18 protein-coding genes are annotated in these 16,878 nt (G+C 70.3%); 10 read left to right on the forward strand and 8 right to left on the reverse strand.

Features of this window, described 5'->3' with window-relative positions:
* Positions 1-98: 98 nt before the first annotated feature.
* Positions 99-572, reverse strand: coding sequence for an ATP-binding protein (locus ACIQ1J_RS00190; RefSeq protein ID WP_403552754.1), 474 nt, complete (start codon positions 570-572; stop codon positions 99-101).
* A 165-nt stretch (positions 573-737) separates the two neighbouring features.
* On the opposite strand from ACIQ1J_RS00190, the gene ACIQ1J_RS00195 reads away from it, so the two are divergent.
* Positions 738-1,592 (forward strand): Scr1 family TA system antitoxin-like transcriptional regulator, encoded by an 855-nt coding sequence (locus ACIQ1J_RS00195; protein WP_403552756.1) that lies wholly within the window; start codon positions 738-740, stop codon positions 1,590-1,592.
* Positions 1,589-1,783: a DUF397 domain-containing protein gene (locus ACIQ1J_RS00200; RefSeq protein WP_403552758.1), complete on the forward strand. Its 195-nt coding sequence runs from the start codon at positions 1,589-1,591 to the stop codon at positions 1,781-1,783. The genes ACIQ1J_RS00195 and ACIQ1J_RS00200 overlap by 4 nt, the downstream gene beginning before the upstream one ends.
* 78 nt (positions 1,784-1,861) lie before the next feature.
* Here the strand turns inward: ACIQ1J_RS00200 and ACIQ1J_RS00205 are convergent, their stop codons facing one another.
* Positions 1,862-2,227: a hypothetical protein gene (locus ACIQ1J_RS00205; protein ID WP_403552760.1), complete on the reverse strand. Its 366-nt coding sequence runs from the start codon at positions 2,225-2,227 to the stop codon at positions 1,862-1,864.
* Positions 2,228-2,809: 582 nt separating this feature from the next.
* Complete coding sequence (locus ACIQ1J_RS00210; protein WP_403553831.1) at positions 2,810-3,106, reverse strand: amidohydrolase family protein; 297 nt, start codon at positions 3,104-3,106, stop codon at positions 2,810-2,812.
* Between ACIQ1J_RS00210 and ACIQ1J_RS00215 the strand changes: the two genes are divergently transcribed.
* On the forward strand, positions 3,024-3,551 hold the full coding sequence (locus ACIQ1J_RS00215) for a LysR family transcriptional regulator substrate-binding protein (RefSeq protein WP_403552762.1): 528 nt from the start codon (positions 3,024-3,026) through the stop codon (positions 3,549-3,551). The genes ACIQ1J_RS00210 and ACIQ1J_RS00215 overlap by 83 nt on opposite strands.
* A gap of 219 nt (positions 3,552-3,770) precedes the next feature.
* On the opposite strand, the gene ACIQ1J_RS00220 is transcribed toward ACIQ1J_RS00215, so the two are convergent.
* A complete protein-coding gene (locus tag ACIQ1J_RS00220) occupies positions 3,771-4,253 on the reverse strand; it encodes a hypothetical protein (protein ID WP_403553833.1) in 483 nt (160 codons plus the stop codon).
* 123 nt (positions 4,254-4,376) lie between these two features.
* Here ACIQ1J_RS00220 and ACIQ1J_RS00225 point away from each other — a divergent pair, with 123 nt between their 5' ends.
* The 3 genes from ACIQ1J_RS00225 (at position 4,377) to tyrS (ending at position 8,664) form a co-directional block, all read left to right on the forward strand.
* A complete protein-coding gene (locus tag ACIQ1J_RS00225; protein WP_403552764.1) occupies positions 4,377-5,939 on the forward strand; it encodes a TldD/PmbA family protein in 1,563 nt (520 codons plus the stop codon).
* Entirely contained in the window at positions 5,936-7,333 is a 1,398-nt protein-coding gene (locus ACIQ1J_RS00230; protein ID WP_403552766.1) for a metallopeptidase TldD-related protein, read from the forward strand. The genes ACIQ1J_RS00225 and ACIQ1J_RS00230 overlap by 4 nt, the downstream gene beginning before the upstream one ends.
* Before the next feature lie 62 nt (positions 7,334-7,395).
* The gene (tyrS, locus tag ACIQ1J_RS00235; RefSeq protein ID WP_403552768.1) at positions 7,396-8,664 is read left to right on the forward strand and encodes a tyrosine--tRNA ligase; all 1,269 of its coding nucleotides are present in this window, start codon (positions 7,396-7,398) and stop codon (positions 8,662-8,664) included.
* An 81-nt stretch (positions 8,665-8,745) separates the two neighbouring features.
* Here tyrS and ACIQ1J_RS00240 read toward each other — a convergent pair whose 3' ends face one another.
* The gene (locus ACIQ1J_RS00240) at positions 8,746-9,027 is read right to left on the reverse strand and encodes a GlsB/YeaQ/YmgE family stress response membrane protein (protein ID WP_210964307.1); all 282 of its coding nucleotides are present in this window, start codon (positions 9,025-9,027) and stop codon (positions 8,746-8,748) included.
* 260 nt (positions 9,028-9,287) lie between these two features.
* On the opposite strand from ACIQ1J_RS00240, the gene ACIQ1J_RS00245 reads away from it, so the two are divergent.
* Both ACIQ1J_RS00245 and ACIQ1J_RS00250 read left to right on the forward strand, forming a co-directional pair.
* Positions 9,288-9,686, forward strand: coding sequence for a DUF3099 domain-containing protein (locus ACIQ1J_RS00245; protein WP_210964308.1), 399 nt, complete (start codon positions 9,288-9,290; stop codon positions 9,684-9,686).
* Between the two features lie 211 nt (positions 9,687-9,897).
* Entirely contained in the window at positions 9,898-10,119 is a 222-nt protein-coding gene (locus ACIQ1J_RS00250; RefSeq protein WP_403552771.1) for a hypothetical protein, read from the forward strand.
* A gap of 41 nt (positions 10,120-10,160) precedes the next feature.
* Here the strand turns inward: ACIQ1J_RS00250 and moaA are convergent, their stop codons facing one another.
* The 3 genes from moaA to ACIQ1J_RS00265 all read right to left on the reverse strand — a co-directional run bounded on the left by moaA (position 10,161) and on the right by ACIQ1J_RS00265 (position 13,307).
* Positions 10,161-11,150, reverse strand: coding sequence for a GTP 3',8-cyclase MoaA (moaA, locus tag ACIQ1J_RS00255; RefSeq protein ID WP_403552773.1), 990 nt, complete (start codon positions 11,148-11,150; stop codon positions 10,161-10,163).
* Positions 11,151-11,319: 169 nt separating this feature from the next.
* Positions 11,320-12,954, reverse strand: a complete 1,635-nt coding sequence (locus tag ACIQ1J_RS00260) for a cation acetate symporter (protein WP_403552775.1) — start codon at positions 12,952-12,954, stop codon at positions 11,320-11,322.
* Entirely contained in the window at positions 12,951-13,307 is a 357-nt protein-coding gene (locus tag ACIQ1J_RS00265) for a DUF485 domain-containing protein (RefSeq protein ID WP_210964312.1), read from the reverse strand. Before ACIQ1J_RS00265 ends, ACIQ1J_RS00260 begins: the two co-directional genes overlap by 4 nt.
* Positions 13,308-13,572: 265 nt before the next feature.
* Here ACIQ1J_RS00265 and ACIQ1J_RS00270 point away from each other — a divergent pair, with 265 nt between their 5' ends.
* Together ACIQ1J_RS00270 and ACIQ1J_RS00275 are read left to right on the forward strand one after the other, a co-directional pair.
* A complete protein-coding gene (locus tag ACIQ1J_RS00270; RefSeq protein WP_403552777.1) occupies positions 13,573-15,147 on the forward strand; it encodes a S8 family peptidase in 1,575 nt (524 codons plus the stop codon).
* Between the two features lie 122 nt (positions 15,148-15,269).
* The gene (locus ACIQ1J_RS00275) at positions 15,270-16,808 is read left to right on the forward strand and encodes a S8 family peptidase (RefSeq protein WP_403552779.1); all 1,539 of its coding nucleotides are present in this window, start codon (positions 15,270-15,272) and stop codon (positions 16,806-16,808) included.
* The last annotated feature ends 70 nt before the right edge of the window (positions 16,809-16,878 follow it).

The raw sequence follows: 16,878 nt of genomic DNA on the forward strand, positions 1-16,878 counted from the left end.
CAACTCGAGCGGGTCGATAAGCCTACCCGTCCCCACTGACACTGGCGGAAATCGCAACTCAGCGGGCACAGTGGGCCGTTGCGGAAGATGATCGTCAACTACGGCCGAACGGGGCGTGGCTCACCCGGGAAGCGGGCCGCGCACTCGGCCCGCACCGTCTTGCCCGGCCCCGTCCGCCCGGTCACGCCCCAGCGGTCGGCGACGGCTTCCACGAGGAGCAGCCCTCTCCCACCGTCGGTGTCCGTGGAGGGCTGCACCGCCGACGCCGACCACTCCGGGTGCCCCGGGTGGGTGTCGGACACCTCGACGCGGAGGAGTTCCGCCGACCTGTCGTACGTGAGCCGCAGCTCGAAGTCGCGGCCCGGGGCGCGGCCGTGGAGCACCGCGTTGGCGGCGAGTTCAGCCACGACGAGGGCGACGGTGTCGGAGGCCGGGCTGCCGTAGGACAGGTGCCACAGGTCGAGCCGGTGCGTGGCGAGCCTGCGGGCGAGGCGCGCGCCCCGGCGGGTGGCGGAGAACCGCTGGGCGAACACACTTACGGTGACGGCCTCTTGGGCCCGTGGTGCTGGCATGCGCTCAGCGTTCCGACGCCTCCCCTGCTCCAACAGGGACGACACCCATACAGACATGGCTGTACCAGTGCACACTCTGGACTGGTGGGTAACTCCCCGTGACCCTGGGTGGGCCGGGTGGGGTTGGGCAGGGCGTGGACACGGGGACTTGGGAGGCACACGGCGATGAGGGCGGATCACGGCGGAGGCGGCGGCACGAACGGTGCGGAGGCGGAGCTCTCCGACAGTCTCAGGACTTTCGGCGCGGTCCTCAAGGCCCTGCGCGAGGAGGCCGGGCTGACCCAGGAGGAGTTCGCGCAGCGGGTGCGGTACTCGGCGGCGTACGTGGCCAAGATCGAACAGGGGAAGCGGTTTCCGCCGGCGGATCTGCCTGGACGGGCGGAGGAGGTTCTGGGGGCGGTCGCGGTCAAGGTCCTCACCGCGGCGGCGAAGAGCCTGACGCGGAGGGCGGGGCTCGCGTCGTGGTTCCGGCAGTGGGCGGGGATCGAGGAGGAGGCGATCTCCTTGTACGCGTATGAGTGTCGGGCGGTTCCTGGCTTGTTGCAGCCGGAGGGCTACATCCGGGCGATCTTCGACCGGCAGATTCCTCCGCTGTCAGAGGAGCAGTTCGAACGGCAAGTATCAGCTAGGCAAGAACGGCAGCGGATCTTGGACGAGCGCCCGAACACGGCGTTCTCGTTCCTCGTCGAACAGGCTGTGCTTGAGCGCCGTCTCGGGGGTACGGCGGTAGCGCTGGAGAACATCAGCAACCTCTTGCAGCAGGGCAGCCGACGGAACGTCGAGATCCTCGTCATGCCCCTCCGACAGGAGGACCACTCCGGCGTCGACGGTCAGATGTACCTCGCTGAACGCGACGACCACCAGTGGGTCGGCTACGTCGAGGGACTCGACAGCAGCACCCTCCTGGCCGAGCCGAAATTGGTGAGTTCCATGCTCCAGCGCTATGGGAAGATGCGGTCACAGGCCCTGAGCCGTATGGCCACTTTGGACCTGCTGAGGGAGATGCAAGGAGCGGTATGAGCACCGAACTGGCCTGGTTCAGAAGCAGCTACAGCGGTAGTGGCGGCGGCAACTGTGTCGAGGTCGCCGTGCGCCCCGAGGCTGTCCACATCCGCGACTCCAAGAACGCGGGCGTCCGTCCACTCGTCGTCACGCCGACCGCTTGGGCGGCGCTTACGGCACTGGCGGCAGACTTGTCTCTGGCCGGCTGACTTCGCGTCGCACAAGACGTTCGCGGGCGGGCACGGAAGTAGGTCCCGTGCCCGCCCGTTGATCTGCGCCCACCTGCATTACTCCTGCTCGTCCTCACCGAACAGGTTGAGCATGTCGAGCTGGACGGCGCCGTCCTCGACCTCGTCCAGGCCGAACAGACCTCCACCCAACTGATCGGGTGCGGACTTGCCCCGCCGCCTCTTCTTGACCGCCAGCGAGGCCGAGGGCCTCGGCGCGCCTCCGGCCGGGATGACGCGGGTCAGCGGGCTCGTGCCCGGAGGGTGACGCGGCCCCTGGGCAGGGGGCGGGGTGAGCGAGGGGTGAGTGAAGGGCCGTCCCTCGTCCATCGCCTCGTAGCCGCGGACGATCTCGTCCGGCGTGTCCTGGAAGACAGCGGGCTGCTTGTTCTGGAACGGCCGGAAGCTGTCCAGGACGAGGTCCACGTCCGCGCGCTCGATGCCGTACAGGTAATTAGTACGCGGTGTCCAGCTCCGCGCGCATCAGGAAACGGCGCCTCTCGTCCCACCCGAAGGGTGGGCCATCATCGCCGAGGTACTTACGACATAGTCGGCTGTTGAGTGGATCAGCTCATGACATGGCTAAAGGCACCTGCACTGAGCCTCCGCCACCTTGACGCCGCAGGTCAAAGGGCTGGTGTGACCGGTTCGCGGGAGGCTCACGCTGGTCGTCGACGGCTGTCTGCGGAGTAGATCGTCTGACGAGTTGTCCCGGGAGCGGATCAAGTGTCAGGCCAGGCTATTGAGCTTGAAGGTAGTGGTCGGGCAGGGTGGACGGATGCCTGAGTCGTTTTTGCGGCGAGGGCGTCGGACGCGACCGCTCCGGGGAATGCCTGCCAAAGCCTGTGTGAGCCGCCGCTACGCACCCACCTCCGGCGAACCGCGCACCCGGTGACAGCACCGGATGGGGGAGGCGCGGGTGCGCCTGACTCCCTGCATCTGAACGAGAGTCCGTACCGAGTACGGCCCGCGCCGTCGGCGAGCGGTAACGCGGCCGGGCCGGTCGGCTCAGGCGGGGAGCGGCAGGCCGGCGGCGTGGAACAGCCGGTCACGGGAGGCCGTGGCCTCGTCGAAGACGGCGTCCCCAGCCTTCAGCACACCGTTCTCCTTCAGGACGTCGCCGGCCACCACGACCAGGTCGACGTTGCCGGCGTGGCCGCCCGCGACGATCGTGGCGGCGACGTCCGTGGCGGGCAGCATGTTGGTGTGGTCGAGGCGGATCATGATCAGGTCGGCCTCCTTGCCGGGGGTCAGGCTGCCGGTGAAGGAAGGCCACGTCGACGTGGCCTTCGTGGGAGCCGACATCACGGATGCGCACATCAGGGTGCGGGCCGTCAAGAGGTACCAGGTCCAGTTGCTGGTTCCCGCCGGTCACCCACTGGCTCTCCGCGAGAGCGTGCGGCTGAGGGACGTAGCCGGAGAACCCTTTGTCGACATGCCCATAGGGTTCGGGCAGCGCCAGACCGTGGACGACGCCTTCACGAGGGCGGAGCTGTCCCGCCGCGTCCTGATCGAGGTATCGGACATCACCACGATCGCGGAGTACGTGGCGCACGGTCTGGGCGTCGCACTGCTGCCCCCGGACTTCGCGACGGCGGCCGGGGACGCGGTACGTTCCGTCCCCCTCGCGGACGAATGTCTGTCCTGGACGCTCAGCGTGGTCGCCTCGGCGACGCGTCCGCCGACCCGGGCGCTGCACGCCTTCCTCGACCTCATCCCGCACCACATCCGGCGCGACCGCGTGTTCTGAGCGCGCCCGGCCGGGTCTGTGGGCGCGCCCGCTGAGGTGGATCCTGCTCCGGGGAGCGCAGTTGAAGAGTGCGGACGTGGCGCCTTCCGTCGCCCTCGCCGGCAAGCACGCCACGGTCCGGCGGGCCGTCAGCCGCCATGGCCGTCGCCCGGTCCTCAGCATCCAGCGGCATGCCGCCTGGGACGCCAGCCCGAAGGCCTCGTCGAGGTGCTCACCGACTTACTGGTCCCCACCGGAGCGGCGCTTCTCCCGCGCGTGGACCGAGTGCGCGGGCGAGGAGTGGATCCGGGCGCGCCGCCCGCGGGAAGTCGAGTCGCCCGCCCGGGCCCCGGCTCTCACTCCGCCGGAAGCGCCGGGGAGGACGCTGCGAGGTGCATCGACCCCGCCGCGGCCAACGCCGCGGCGATCCGCTGTTACAGCAAGGTCGGGTTCAAACCCGTGGGGGTCATACGCGCTTACGGACGTGATCCGGAAGTACTCCCGGCACATCGGGTGCAGCAGGCCGTCGTCGCACAGTGAGGCGACCGTTCCGCCGCTGCGGAAGGTGGGATTCAGCGCGAGCTTGGGGTCGGGCCAACGGGTCTTGCGCTCGCGCTCGCCGGCAAGGTGATTCTCGATGTCCGGGTCCCGCACGGCAACGAGGGAGCTGGTGAACGCCTCGTACTCGGCGATGAGGTCGTGGTGGACACCGAAAACGTCCATACGGAATCACGCAACTGAGACACCTTACTGCCCCGTCGCCCCCCATGCCGCCGGTGGTCTCACGCACGCAGGTACCACCTTTTTCGGAGAGCCCGAGGAGTGAGACATGGTTCACTGCCACCGATGGTCACCACAGGCAAGCGCCCGAAGGGATCTCTCCCCGTGCCTCACCGCATTGACGAAGCCTTCACGGCACTCCCCCTACGCGCCCTCGCCGACGCCGCGCTCGCACGCGCGCGTGCGCTCGGCGCGGAGCACGCGGACTTCCGGCTGGAGCGGGTGCGCGACGCCTCCTGGCGGCTGCGGGACGCCAAGCCCGCCGGGTCCTCGGACACCACCGACCTCGGGTACGCGGTGCGGGTGGTGCACGGCGGTACGTGGGGCTTCGCGTCGGGAGTGGACCTGACGATGGACGCCGCCGCCAGGGTCGCCTCCCAGGCGGTGGCGATGGCCAAGCTGTCCGCGCAGGTGATCAAGGCGGCGGGGTCCGAGGAGCGCGTGGAGCTGGCCGACGAGCCCGTGCACGCCGACCGGACGTGGGTCTCGTCGTACGGGATCGACCCGTTCACCGTGCCGGACGCGGAGAAGTCGGCCCTGCTGGCCGACTGGAGCGCGCGGCTGCTGGCGGCCGACGGGGTCGACCACGTCGACGCCTCGCTGCTCACCGTGCACGAGAACAAGTTCTACGCCGACACCGCCGGGACCGTGACCACGCAGCAGCGGGTGCGGCTGCATCCAGTGCTCACCGCCGTGTCGGTGGACGACTCCAGCGGCGAGTTCGACTCCATGCGCACCCTCGCGCCGCCCGCCGGACGCGGCTGGGAGTACCTGACCGGCACCGGCTGGGACTGGGACGCCGAGCTGGCCGAAATCCCGGAACTGCTGGCCGGGAAGATGCGGGCGCCGAGCGTCGAGGCGGGGCTGTACGACCTGGTCGTCGACCCGTCGAACCTGTGGCTGACCATCCACGAGTCCGTCGGGCACGCCACCGAACTGGACCGAGCCCTCGGCTACGAGGCCGCCTACGCCGGCACCTCTTTCGCCACCTTCGACCAGCTCGGCAAGCTGCGCTACGGCTCGGAGCTGATGAACGTCACCGGCGACCGCACCGCCGAGCACGGGCTGGCGACCATCGGTTACGACGACGAGGGCGTCGAGGGCCAGTCCTGGGACCTGGTGAAGGACGGCACGCTGGTCGGCTACCAGCTCGACCGGCGCATCGCGCGGCTCACCGGGTTCGAGCGGTCCAACGGGTGCGCCTACGCCGACTCCCCCGCCCATGTGCCCGTCCAGCGCATGGCCAACGTGTCGCTGCGGCCGGACCCCGGCGGGCTGTCCACCCAGGACCTGATCGGGGGCGTGGAGCGCGGGATCTACGTCGTCGGGGACCGGTCCTGGTCCATCGACATGCAGCGCCACAACTTCCAGTTCACCGGGCAGCGGTTCTTCCGGATCGAGAACGGGCGGCTCGCCGGTCAGCTGCGGGACGTGGCCTACCAGGCGACGACCACCGACTTCTGGGGGTCCATGACGGCCGTCGGCGGTCCGCAGACCTATGTCCTGGGCGGCGCCTTCAACTGCGGCAAGGCGCAGCCGGGACAGGTCGCGTCCGTCTCGCACGGCTGCCCGTCCGCCCTCTTCAAGGGAGTCAGCATTCTGAACACCACCCAGGAGGCGGGTCGATGAGCGCGGGTACGAACAGGCCGCACGAGATCGTCGAGCGGGCGCTGGAGCTGTCCCGGGCCGACGGGTGCGTCGTCATCGCCGACGAGGAGTCCACCGCCAACCTGCGCTGGGCGGGCAACGCGCTCACCACCAACGGCGTCACACGCGGGCGCACGCTCACCGTCGTCGCCACCGTCGACGGCCGGGAGGGCACCGCGTCCGGGGTCGTGTCGCGCTCCGCCGTGACCGTGGACGAGCTGGAGTCCCTGGTGCGCGCCGCGGAGGCCGCCGCACGCGGCGCCGGGCCGGCCGAGGACGCGCAGCCGCTGGTCAGCGGTGTGCCCGCCGCGCCCGACTTCACCGACGCGCCCGCGCAGACGTCGTCGGCCGTGTTCGCCGACTTCGCCCCGGCCCTCGGGGAGGCGTTCGCCCGCGCGCGTGCGGGTGGCCGGGAGCTGTACGGCTTCGCCAACCACGAGCTGACGTCGACGTACGTGGGTACGTCCACGGGGCTGCGGCTGCGGCACGACCAGCCGGGCGGGACGCTGGAGCTGAACGCCAAGTCGCCGGACCGCACCCGGTCGGCGTGGGCGGGGCGCGCCACCCGGGACTTCAAGGACGTCGACCCGGCGGCGCTCGACGCCGAGCTGGCCGTGCGGCTCGGCTGGGCCCGGCGGCGGGTGGAACTGCCCGCGGGGCGGTACGAGACGCTGCTGCCGCCGACCGCGGTCGCGGACCTGCTGATCTACCAGCTGTGGTCGGCCTCGGGGCGGGACGCGGCCGAGGGGCGCACGGTGTTCTCGAAGCCGGGCGGCGGCACGCGCGTCGGCGAGCGGCTCGGCGAGCTGCCGCTGACCCTGCGCAGCGATCCGCACGAGCCGGGGCTGGAGAGCGCGCCCTTCGTGGTGGCGCACTCCTCGGGCGGCGATCAGTCGGTGTTCGACAACGGGCTGCCGGTCGGGGCCACCGACTGGATCCGCGCGGGCCAGCTGAACCGGCTGACGACCACCCGGCACAGCGCCGGGCTGACCGGGCTGCCGGTGGCACCGGCGATCGGCAACCTGATCCTGGACGGCGGCGACCGGGACCGGTCCCTGGAGCAGATGGTCGCCGGCACCTCGCGCGGGCTGCTGCTCACCTGCCTCTGGTACATCCGCGAGGTCGACCCGGCGACGCTGCTGCTGACCGGGCTGACCCGGGACGGCGTCTACCTCGTCGAGGACGGCGAGGTCGTCGGCGAGGTGAACAACTTCCGGTTCAACGAGTCGCCGGTGAGCCTGCTGGGCCGGGCCACGGAGGCGGGGCGCACGGAGAAGACGCTGCCCAGGGAATGGGGCGACTGGTTCACCAGGGCCGCGATGCCCGCGCTGCGCGTCCCCGATTTCAACATGAGCTCTGTCAGCCAGGGCGTATAACCTCGTAGTCGGCCGTCACCCGACTGCCCGAAGATCATGAGCATGTAGGAGACACGAGAACCGTGACGGACATCGTCGACGAGCTGAAGTGGCGCGGGCTGTTCGCCCAGTCCACTGACGAGGACGCTTTGCGCAAGGCGCTCGCGGACGGTCCCGTCACGTTCTATTGCGGTTTCGACCCGACCGCGCCGTCGCTGCATGTGGGTCACCTGGTGCAGGTGCTCACCGTGCGCCGGCTCCAGCAGGCCGGTCACCGGCCGCTGGCGCTGGTCGGCGGCGCGACGGGCCAGATCGGTGACCCGCGCCCGACCGCCGAGCGCACGCTGAACTCGCCGGAGACCGTCGCCGGCTGGGTCGAGCGGCTGCGCGGCCAGATCGAGCCGTTCCTGTCCTTCGAGGGTGAGAACGCGGCCGTGCTGGTCAACAACCTCGACTGGACCGCGGGCCTCTCCGCGATCGAGTTCCTGCGGGACATCGGCAAGCACTTCCGGGTCAACAAGATGCTGACCAAGGACTCCGTCGCCCGGCGTCTGGAGTCCTCCGAGGGCATCAGCTACACGGAGTTCAGCTACCAGCTCCTCCAGGCGATGGACTTCCTCCAGCTCTACCGGAGGTACGGCTGCACGATGCAGCAGGGCGGCAGCGACCAGTGGGGCAACCTCACGGCCGGCCTGGACCTGCTGCACCGCCTGGAGCCGGACGCCACCGCGCACGCCTACGCGACGCCGCTGATGACCAAGGCGGACGGCACCAAGTTCGGCAAGACCGAGGGCGGCGCCGTCTGGCTCGACCCGGAGATGACCACGCCGTACGCGTTCTACCAGTTCTGGCTGAACGTGGACGACCGGGACATCCCGACGTACATGCGCATCCTCTCCTTCCGCTCCCGCGAGGAGCTGGAGGAGCTGGAGCGGCAGACCGAGGAGCGTCCGCAGGCCCGGGCCGCGCAGCGCGCGCTGGCCGAGGAGCTGACGACGCTGGTGCACGGCGCCGGCCAGACGGCCGCCGTGATCGCCGCGTCCAAGGCCCTCTTCGGCCAGGGCGACCTGGCGGAGCTGGACGACCGGACGCTGGCCGCGGCCCTCTCCGAGCTGCCGCACGTGCGGATCGCCGAGCCGGCCCCGGTCGTCGACCTGTTCGCCGAGGTCGGCCTGGTCGCCAGCAAGTCCGCCGCGCGCCGTACGGTCAAGGAGGGCGGCGCGTACGTGAACAACGCCAAGGTCACCGGCGAGGACGCCGTCCCCGCCAAGGAGGACCTGCTGCACGGGCGCTGGCTGGTGCTGCGCCGCGGCAAGAAGAACCTGGCCGCGGTGGAGGTCACCGGCGCCTGAGCGCGCGTGCGAGGGGCGGTTTCCGGTGCCTTGCGGCGTGCCGGAGGCCGCCCCTTCGCCGTACGGGGTTCGTGCGGGTGGTCAGGCCCGCTCGCGCGTCTTCTTGCCGCGCACCGACGTGTAGATCGCGTCACCGACGGCGACGATGATGATCGCGGCCACCAGCTGGAACACGTGCCGCCACCAGTCGATGCCGGAGGTCGACGCGACGCCGACGCCACGCGCGACCGCGTTGCCCGCGATGGCGCCGAGAATGCCGAAGATGGTGGTCAGCCACAGAGGGCTGTGCTGCTTCCCGGGAATGATCGCCTTGGCGATCAGACCGAGCACGAATCCGACGATGATCGCCCACAACCAGCCCATGACTGCCTCCTCGAACGGCTCTACGCGAGCATTACCGCCAGTGTTCGGCCGTACCGCGGACGGCGCATGCCGGATACGGCCGAACGAGGTACCCGGCTACGCGGTGCGGCGCACGCCGTGTGCGCGAATCGGGGGCGCCCCGGTCTCGTAGACGGCGCAGGCGCGGCGTAACGTGGGGAGTTGTCCGGGACCGGAGTCCCCGAGCGGCCGCGGACGGGAGCGGGCGGGGAGAATCCGATGCGGGCGGATGGTGGAACCAGATGCGGAAGCAGAGTGCCGGCGGCAGTGCCGAGGTGTTCCGGATCACCGGGGCCCGGACGGGTCTCCAGGAGGATGTGCGCGGTCGGCAGCGCCGGTACATCATCTCGATGTCGGTCCGTACGGTGTCGGTGGTCCTCGCGGCCTGCCTGTGGAACGTGGAACGGCACGTCGCGATCGTGGCCCTGGTCCTCGGCGCGGTCCTGCCGTACATCTCGGTGGTGATCGCCAACGCCGGGCGCGAGAACGCGCCATCGTTGCCGTCGACGTTCGTCACCGTGCCGACCCCGCCGATGATCATGCCGCCGCGGGCCGACGACGGAGCCGCGGAGCCCGGCCCGGAAGATGTCGTGTCCGGCCCGGCACCGGGCGCGGCGAGCGAGCCCCGCGGCAGATCGTGACCGGGAGTGCCCCGCCGGGGCGGGCATCGATTCCGCGCCAGGACCGAGAACTCCTCAGATCAATCATGTTGTTCCGGTGCCGGGCGATGGGTGACCCGTGACATACTTCGTACGCGCTCCGCATCCCCCGTCGGAGCGACAGACCGACGCCGGGCAGCTCCCCCCGTGGCTGCTCGGCGTCGCCTTGTGTGTGGACCTGTGAGACGAACCTGTGAGTGACGAGACCGCCCCGATCTGCTCCGCCAAGGGCTGCCGCACCGCCGCCGTGTGGGTGCTGGCGTGGAACAACCCGAAGATCCACACGCCGGAGCGCCGCAAGACGTGGATCGCGTGCGAGGAGCACCGGGAGCATCTGTCCCAGTTCCTCGGGGTGCGGGGCTTCCTGAAGGACGTGGTCCCGCTGGCGGACTGGGAGTCCCCCGGCACCCCCTAGCCGTGCTGTTCGGAGAGGTTGGTGACGCGGCTGGCCCGCGGCTAGCCCCCGATTGCCGACATCGGCCGGTCGGGCTGGACGAACGTGGGGTCGTCGAGGCCGGCGCCGGCCTTCTTGCCCCACATGGCAAGCCGCCAGATGCGGGCGATCTCCTCGTCGGGGGCCTCCGAGCGCAGGGCGGCGCGCAGGTCGGTCTCCTCCGTGGCGAACAGGCAGGTGCGCACCTGGCCGTCTGCGGTCAGGCGGGTGCGGTCGCAGGCCGAGCAGAACGGGCGGGTGACGGAGGCGATGACGCCGACGCGGTGCGGGCCGCCCTCCACGAGCCAGCGCTCGGCGGGGGCCGAGCCGCGCTCCTCGGAGCCCTCGGCGGTCAGCTCGAAGCGGGTGCGCAGGGAGGCGAGGATGTCACCGGCGGTGACCATGCCCTCGCGCTTCCAGCCGTGCTGGGCGTCCAGGGGCATCTGCTCGATGAAGCGCAGCTCGTAGTCGTGCTCGACGGCCCAGGCCAGCAGGTCGGGGGCCTCGTCGTCGTTGAGCCCCGGCATCAGGACCGAGTTCACCTTGACCGGGGTCAGCCCGGCCTCGCGGGCGGCTTCCAGGCCCTCCAGGACGTCCTTGTGGCGGTCCCGGCGGGTGAGGGTCTTGAAGACGTCCGGGCGCAGGGTGTCCAGGGACACGTTGACCCGGTCCAGGCCCGCCGCCTTCAGGGCGGTCGCCGTGCGCCGCAGGCCGATGCCGTTGGTCGTCAGCGACATCTGGGGGCGCGGCTCCAGGGCGGCGACGCGCTCGACGATGCCGACCAGACCGGGGCGCAGCAGGGGTTCGCCACCGGTGAAGCGGACCTCCTCGATACCGAGGGAGGTGACGGCGATGTCGATCAGGCGGACGATCTCGTCGTCCGTGAGCAGGTCGGGCTTGGCCAGCCACTGCAGGCCCTCTTCGGGCATGCAGTAGGTGCAGCGCAGGTTGCAGCGGTCGGTGAGCGAGACCCTCAGGTCGGTGGCCACTCGGCCGTAGGTGTCGATGAGCACGTGGGCCCCCTCCCTCGACGCGGATCGGTGGAGCACTTCTCTCCTCCGATACCTGCGAGCCTACGTGACCGGTCCGACATCGACAGCGGCCCGATCCCACGACGTGCGGCGCGGCCGCGTCGTAGGGATCTACGAGCGGCCGCGTCCTCGGCGGGTCGGGTTCGGGGTCTCAGTGTGCTCCGGTGCCGGTCAGGGACCGGACCTCCAGCTCCGCGTACTTCGCCGCGTTGGGCTCCTCCTTGGACAGGACGGTGCCGAGCCAGCCCATGAGGAAGCCGAACGGGATGGAGATGATGCCCGGGTTCTTCAGCGGGAACCAGGCGAAGTCGACGTCCGGGAACATCGCCTTCGGGTCGCCGGAGACCACGGGCGAGAAGAGCACCAGGCCGACGGCGACGATCAGGCCGCCGTAGATCGACCACAGGGCGCCCTGGGTGGTGAACCGCTTCCAGAAGAGGCTGTAGAGGATGGTCGGCAGGTTCGCGGACGCGGCGACCGCGAAGGCCAGGGCGACCAGGCCGGCCACGTTGAGGTCGCGGGCGAGGGCGCCGAGCGCGATGGAGACGATGCCGATGAAGACGGTCGCCCAGCGGGCCGCCTTCATCTCCTCCTTCTCGGTGGCCTTGCCCTTGCGGATGACGTTGGCGTAGATGTCGTGCGCGAAGGACGAGGACGAGGCCAGGGTGAGGCCGGCGACCACGGCGAGGATGGTCGCGAAGGCGACCGCCGAGATCGTGGCGAGCAGGATCGCGCCCCAGGCCGAGTCGACACCGCCCACGTGCAGGGCGAGCAGCGGCGCGGCCGTGTTGCCGGACGGGTTGGACGCGATGATCTCCTTCTGCCCGACGAGCGCCGCGGCGCCGAAGCCGAGCGCGATGGTCATCAGGTAGAAGGCGCCGATGATGCCGATCGCCCAGTTCACGGACTTACGGGCGGCCTTCGCGTTGGGCACCGTGTAGAAGCGGATCAGGATGTGCGGCAGGCCGGCCGTGCCGAGTACCAGGGCGATGCCCAGGGAGATGAAGTCGAGCTTGGTGGTGCCGCTGCCGCCGTACTGGAGGCCGGGCTCCAGGAAGGCGGCGCCCTTGCCGCTGTTCTCCGCGGCCGTGCCGAGCAGGTCGGAGATGTTGAAGTTGAACTTCAGCAGCACCAGGAAGGTGATCAGGATGGTGCCGCCGATCAGCAGCACGGCCTTGACCATCTGGACCCAGGTGGTGCCCTTCATGCCGCCGATGGAGACGTACACGATCATCAGCAGGCCGACGAGGGCGACGATCAGGATCTTGCCCGCGTCGGAGGTGATGCCGAGCAGCAGCGAGACGAGGATGCCCGCGCCCGCCATCTGGGCCAGCAGGTAGAAGATCGACACCACGATGGTGGAGGTACCGGCGGCCGTGCGCACGGGGCGCTGGCGCATGCGGTACGCGAGGACGTCGCCCATCGTGTAGCGGCCGGAGTTCCTCAGCGGCTCGGCCACCAGGAGCAGGGCGACCAGCCAGGCCACCAGGAAGCCGATGGAGTAGAGGAAGCCGTCGTAGCCGAAGAGGGCGATGGCGCCGGCGATGCCGAGGAAGGACGCCGCCGACATGTAGTCGCCGGAGACGGCGAGTCCGTTCTGGAAGGCGCTGAACTGACGGCCGCCCGCGTAGAAGTCGGCGGCGTCCTTGGTCTGGCGGCCCGCCCAGACGGTGATGCCGAGCGTCGCGAGGACGAAGACCGCGAAGAGCGTGATGATCAGCGGGCGGTGCTCACTGGCCTCGTTGGCGGCCAGCTCGGCGGCGAGAACGGTCTGTGCGGGGCTCATGCGCCGCCCTCCATCCGGGACTTGATGGCCTCTGCCTTGGGGTCGAGCTTCGCGGCGGCGAACCGCGAGTACCACCAGGCGATGAGGAACGTGGTGACGAACTGGGCGATGCCGAAGACGAAGGCGACGTTGATGTTGCCGAACAGCTTGGTGCCCATGAAGCCGCCGGCGTAGTTCGACAGCAGTACGTAGAGCAGGTACCAGGCCACGAAGGCGATCGTCAGGGGGAACGCGAAGGAGCGGAAGGAGCGGCGCAGTTCGGCGAACTCAGCGCTCTGCTGCACTTCGGAGAACTCCTCGGCGGAGGGAAGTGGGCGTTCCTCTTTCGAGGGGGGTGGTGCGTCGGTGGCCACGGAGTCTCCTCGTACGACGGACATGACGGCTTGGACCTCGGTGTTCTCACAGGAAGCTGGTCGTGCTCGGGCCTCCTGTCCAACGACACGGCGCCCTGCGGGCACCGGTTCAACACCCGGGGCACTTTCCGAAGTCAGCCGCGGCGGGTCATTGCTGGCCAGCGGCTCCTGGGGATAGCTTCGCCCTGCACTACTCCGTCATGTACCTGCCCGAGCACCACCTGTGTCTCGGGCCGGTTTCGTTTCCGGATGATGTGGAGACCCCATGGATCATCTGTACACGCCGCGTCCGCCGCGTTCCCCGCGTTCCAGACGGCGGCTCGCCCTCGCGGTACCCGTCGTGCTGTCGCTCACCGCGTCGCTCGGCTTCCTGCCGGCAGCCGCCTCGGCCGCCCCGCAGGCGGAAGCCGCCGCGGAAGCGGCGCGGGCCGACCGGGCGGCAAAAGCGCCCAGCCTGGCCTACGTCGTCAACACGAGGACGGACCACCGCACGATCGCGTCGGTGAAGCGGGCGATAGCCGAGGCCGGCGGCAGTGTCGTCACCACGTACCAGAAGATCGGCGTGATCGTCGTCCACTCGTCGAACCCGGAATTCGGCGAGCGGATACGCGAGGCGCGCGGAGTGCGGTCGGCGGGCGCGACCCGTACCGCGCCGCTGACCGCCGCCGGGACGACGGACCAGGGCGCCGCCGAGATGCTCTCCGCCGAGCAGGCCGCGAGGACCGCGAAGGCGTCCGAGGCCGCGGGCGCCGGCGAGCCGCTGGAAGCGGACCAGTGGGACCTGCGCGCGATAGGCGCCGACCAGGCCGCGAAGGTCAACCCGGGCAGTTCCCGGGTCACCGTCGCCGTGATCGACACCGGCGTCGACGACACCCACCCCGACCTCGCCCCGAACTTCTCCGCGTCGCAGTCCGCCAACTGCGTCGGCGGCAAGGCGGACACCAGCGAGGGCGCCTGGCGGCCGTACACCGCCGACGACTACCACGGCACCCACGTGGCCGGTGAGATAGCCGCCGCCCGCAACGGCATCGGCGTCGCCGGTGTCGCGCCGGGCGTGAAGGTCTCCAGCATCAAGGTGAGCGACCCGGACAACGGGCTCTTCTACCCCGAGAACGTCGTGTGCGCGTTCATGTTCGCCGCCGACCACGGCGTGGAGATCACGAACAACAGCTACTACGTGGACCCCTGGCTGTACAACTGCATGGACGACCCGGACCAGCGCGCGATCGTCGACGCGGTCAACCGGGCCCAGCTGTACGCCCAGCGCAAGGGCACCCTGCACCTCGCCTCGGCCGGCAACTCCAACCACGACCTGGACTCCGACGCGATCGTCGACGACTCCAGCCCCGACGACTCCACGCCGGTGACGCGGACCATCGACCCGCACGAGTGCTTCGACGTGCCGACCCAGCTGCCGGGCATCGTCACGGTCAGCGCGACGGGCGTCGACGAGGAGAAGTCCTACTACTCCTCGTACGGCAAGGGTGTCGTGGACATCGCGGCGCCGGGCGGCGACGCGCGCTACCAGATCCCTGACACGCCGTCCAAGAACGGCCGCATCCTGTCGACCATGCCGAACAACGAGTACGCCTGGCTCCAGGGCACCTCGATGGCCTCGCCGCACGCCGCGGGCGTCGCCGCGCTGCTGAAGTCGAAGCACCGGCACGCGTCCCCGGCGATGCTCCAGGCGCTGCTGAAGGCCCAGGCGGACAACCCGGGCTGCCCAGCCTCCTACGACCAGGACGGCGACGGCGCGCAGGACGCCACGTGCGAGGGCGGCAAGCGGATCAACGGCTTCTACGGCTTCGGCATCGTCAACGCGCTGCGCGCGGTGAAGTGACCGGCTCGTCCGGCTCCGAACGCCTGCTCCACCGTCCACGAAGTTCTCGGAGCAGTTCCTCCGAGTACTTCCTTGGAGCAGTTCCTCGAAGCAGTTCCTCGAACCAACTGGAGACATCGCACATGACAGCGCCCCACCCGCGTCACCGGCGTGCCCTCGCGATCCCGGCCGGCATGGCCGTGGCAGCGTCGCTCGCCCTCCTGCCGGGCGTTCCGGCCTCCGCCGCGGAGGCCTCGGAGGCCGCTCAGGCCGCACCCTCCGTCTCGGCCGACTCGGCGTCCTCGCTCAGTTACGTCGTCAACGTCCGCCCCGGGCACGGCCCCTCGGCGCACGTGAAGCGGGCGATCGCCAAGGCCGGCGGCACGATCGTGACGTCGTACGACCAAATCGGCGTGATCGTCGTCCACTCCGCCGACCCGGACTTCGCCAAGTCCGTCCGCAAGGCGCGCGGCGTGCAGTCGGCCGGTGCCACCCGTACCGCGCCGCTGCCCTCGGCCGCCACGACGGACACGGGCGCGCCGAAGGTGCTCAGCGACAAGGAGATGGCCGCCGCGGAGGCCGCCGAGGGGCAGGACCCGTTGCAGCCCCTCCAGTGGGACCTGCCCGCCATCAAGGCGGACAAGGCCCACGAGAAGTCGCTGGGCAGCAGCAAGGTGACGGTCGCCGTCATCGACACCGGCGTGGACGACACCCACCCGGACATCGCCCCGAACTTCGACCGGGACGCCTCCGTCAACTGCGTCTCGGGCAAGCCGGACACCACCGACGGCGCCTGGCGGCCCGGCGCGGCGGAGAGCCCGCACGGCACACACGTCGCCGGGGAGATAGCCGCCGCCAAGAACGGCGTCGGCATGACCGGCGTGGCGCCCGGGGTGAAGGTCTCCGGCATCAAGGTGTCCAACCCGGACGGCTTCTTCTACACCGAGGCCGTGGTCTGCGGCTTCATGTGGGCGGCCGACCACGACGTCGAGGTGACCAACAACAGCTATTACACCGACCCCTGGTACTTCAACTGCAAGGACGACCCGGACCAGAAGGCGCTTCTCGAGGCCGTCACCCGGGCCTCGCGGTACGCGGAGAGGAAGGGCGCGGTCAACGTCGCCGCGGCCGGCAACGAGAACTACGACCTCGCGGCCGACGAGATCACCGACCCGGTCTCCCCGAACGACTCCACGCCCTCGGACCGGGTGATCGACCCGTCCGAGTGCCTGGACATGCCGACCCAGCTGCCGGGTGTCGTGACGGTCGCGTCGACCGGCGCGAAGGACCTCAAGTCGTCCTTCTCCAACCACGGCCTCGGTGTCATCGACATCGCCGCGCCCGGCGGCGACTCGACGGCCTACCAGACGCCGGAGCCGCCCGCCACCAGCGGACTGATCCTGGGCACGATGCCCGGCGGCAAGTGGGGCTACATGGCCGGTACGTCGATGGCGTCGCCGCACGTCGCGGGCGTCGCCGCCCTGATCAAGTCGACGCACCCCTACGCCTCCCCGGCCATGGTCAAGGCCCTGCTGTACGCCCAGGCCGACGCCACGCCGTGCACCAAGCCGTACGACATCGACGGCGACGGCAAGGTCGACGCGGTGTGCGAGGGCTCGAAGAACCGCAACGGCTTCTACGGCTGGGGCATGGCCGACGCGCTGGACGCGGTGACCTGGTAAGCGGCACGCGCGCGTGAAGCGGGCCGGGGCAGTTCCCCGGCCCGCTTCCGCCTGTTGTCGTGCGGCGGCA

The organism is Streptomyces sp. NPDC097107 (genome assembly GCF_044762405.1).
Classification (GTDB): Bacteria; Actinomycetota; Actinomycetes; order Streptomycetales; family Streptomycetaceae; genus Streptomyces; species Streptomyces thinghirensis.

Bases quoted from the DNA above. Each gene is read 5' to 3' on its own strand.
- ACIQ1J_RS00190 (WP_403552754.1), bottom strand. From the start codon at position 572: ATGCCAGCACCACGGGCCCAAGAGGCCGTCACCGTAAGTGTGTTCGCC.
- ACIQ1J_RS00195 (WP_403552756.1), top strand. From the start codon at position 738: ATGAGGGCGGATCACGGCGGAGGCGGCGGCACGAACGGTGCGGAGGCG.
- ACIQ1J_RS00200 (WP_403552758.1), top strand. From the start codon at position 1,589: ATGAGCACCGAACTGGCCTGGTTCAGAAGCAGCTACAGCGGTAGTGGC.
- ACIQ1J_RS00215 (WP_403552762.1), top strand. From the start codon at position 3,024: ATGATCAGGTCGGCCTCCTTGCCGGGGGTCAGGCTGCCGGTGAAGGAA.
- ACIQ1J_RS00210 (WP_403553831.1), bottom strand. From the start codon at position 3,106: ATGTCGGCTCCCACGAAGGCCACGTCGACGTGGCCTTCCTTCACCGGC.
- ACIQ1J_RS00220 (WP_403553833.1), bottom strand. From the start codon at position 4,253: ATGGACGTTTTCGGTGTCCACCACGACCTCATCGCCGAGTACGAGGCG.
- ACIQ1J_RS00225 (WP_403552764.1), top strand. From the start codon at position 4,377: ATGGTCACCACAGGCAAGCGCCCGAAGGGATCTCTCCCCGTGCCTCAC.
- ACIQ1J_RS00230 (WP_403552766.1), top strand. From the start codon at position 5,936: ATGAGCGCGGGTACGAACAGGCCGCACGAGATCGTCGAGCGGGCGCTG.
- ACIQ1J_RS00240 (WP_210964307.1), bottom strand. From the start codon at position 9,027: ATGGGCTGGTTGTGGGCGATCATCGTCGGATTCGTGCTCGGTCTGATC.
- ACIQ1J_RS00245 (WP_210964308.1), top strand. From the start codon at position 9,288: ATGCGGAAGCAGAGTGCCGGCGGCAGTGCCGAGGTGTTCCGGATCACC.
- ACIQ1J_RS00260 (WP_403552775.1), bottom strand. From the start codon at position 12,954: ATGAGCCCCGCACAGACCGTTCTCGCCGCCGAGCTGGCCGCCAACGAG.
- ACIQ1J_RS00270 (WP_403552777.1), top strand. From the start codon at position 13,573: ATGGATCATCTGTACACGCCGCGTCCGCCGCGTTCCCCGCGTTCCAGA.
- ACIQ1J_RS00275 (WP_403552779.1), top strand. From the start codon at position 15,270: ATGACAGCGCCCCACCCGCGTCACCGGCGTGCCCTCGCGATCCCGGCC.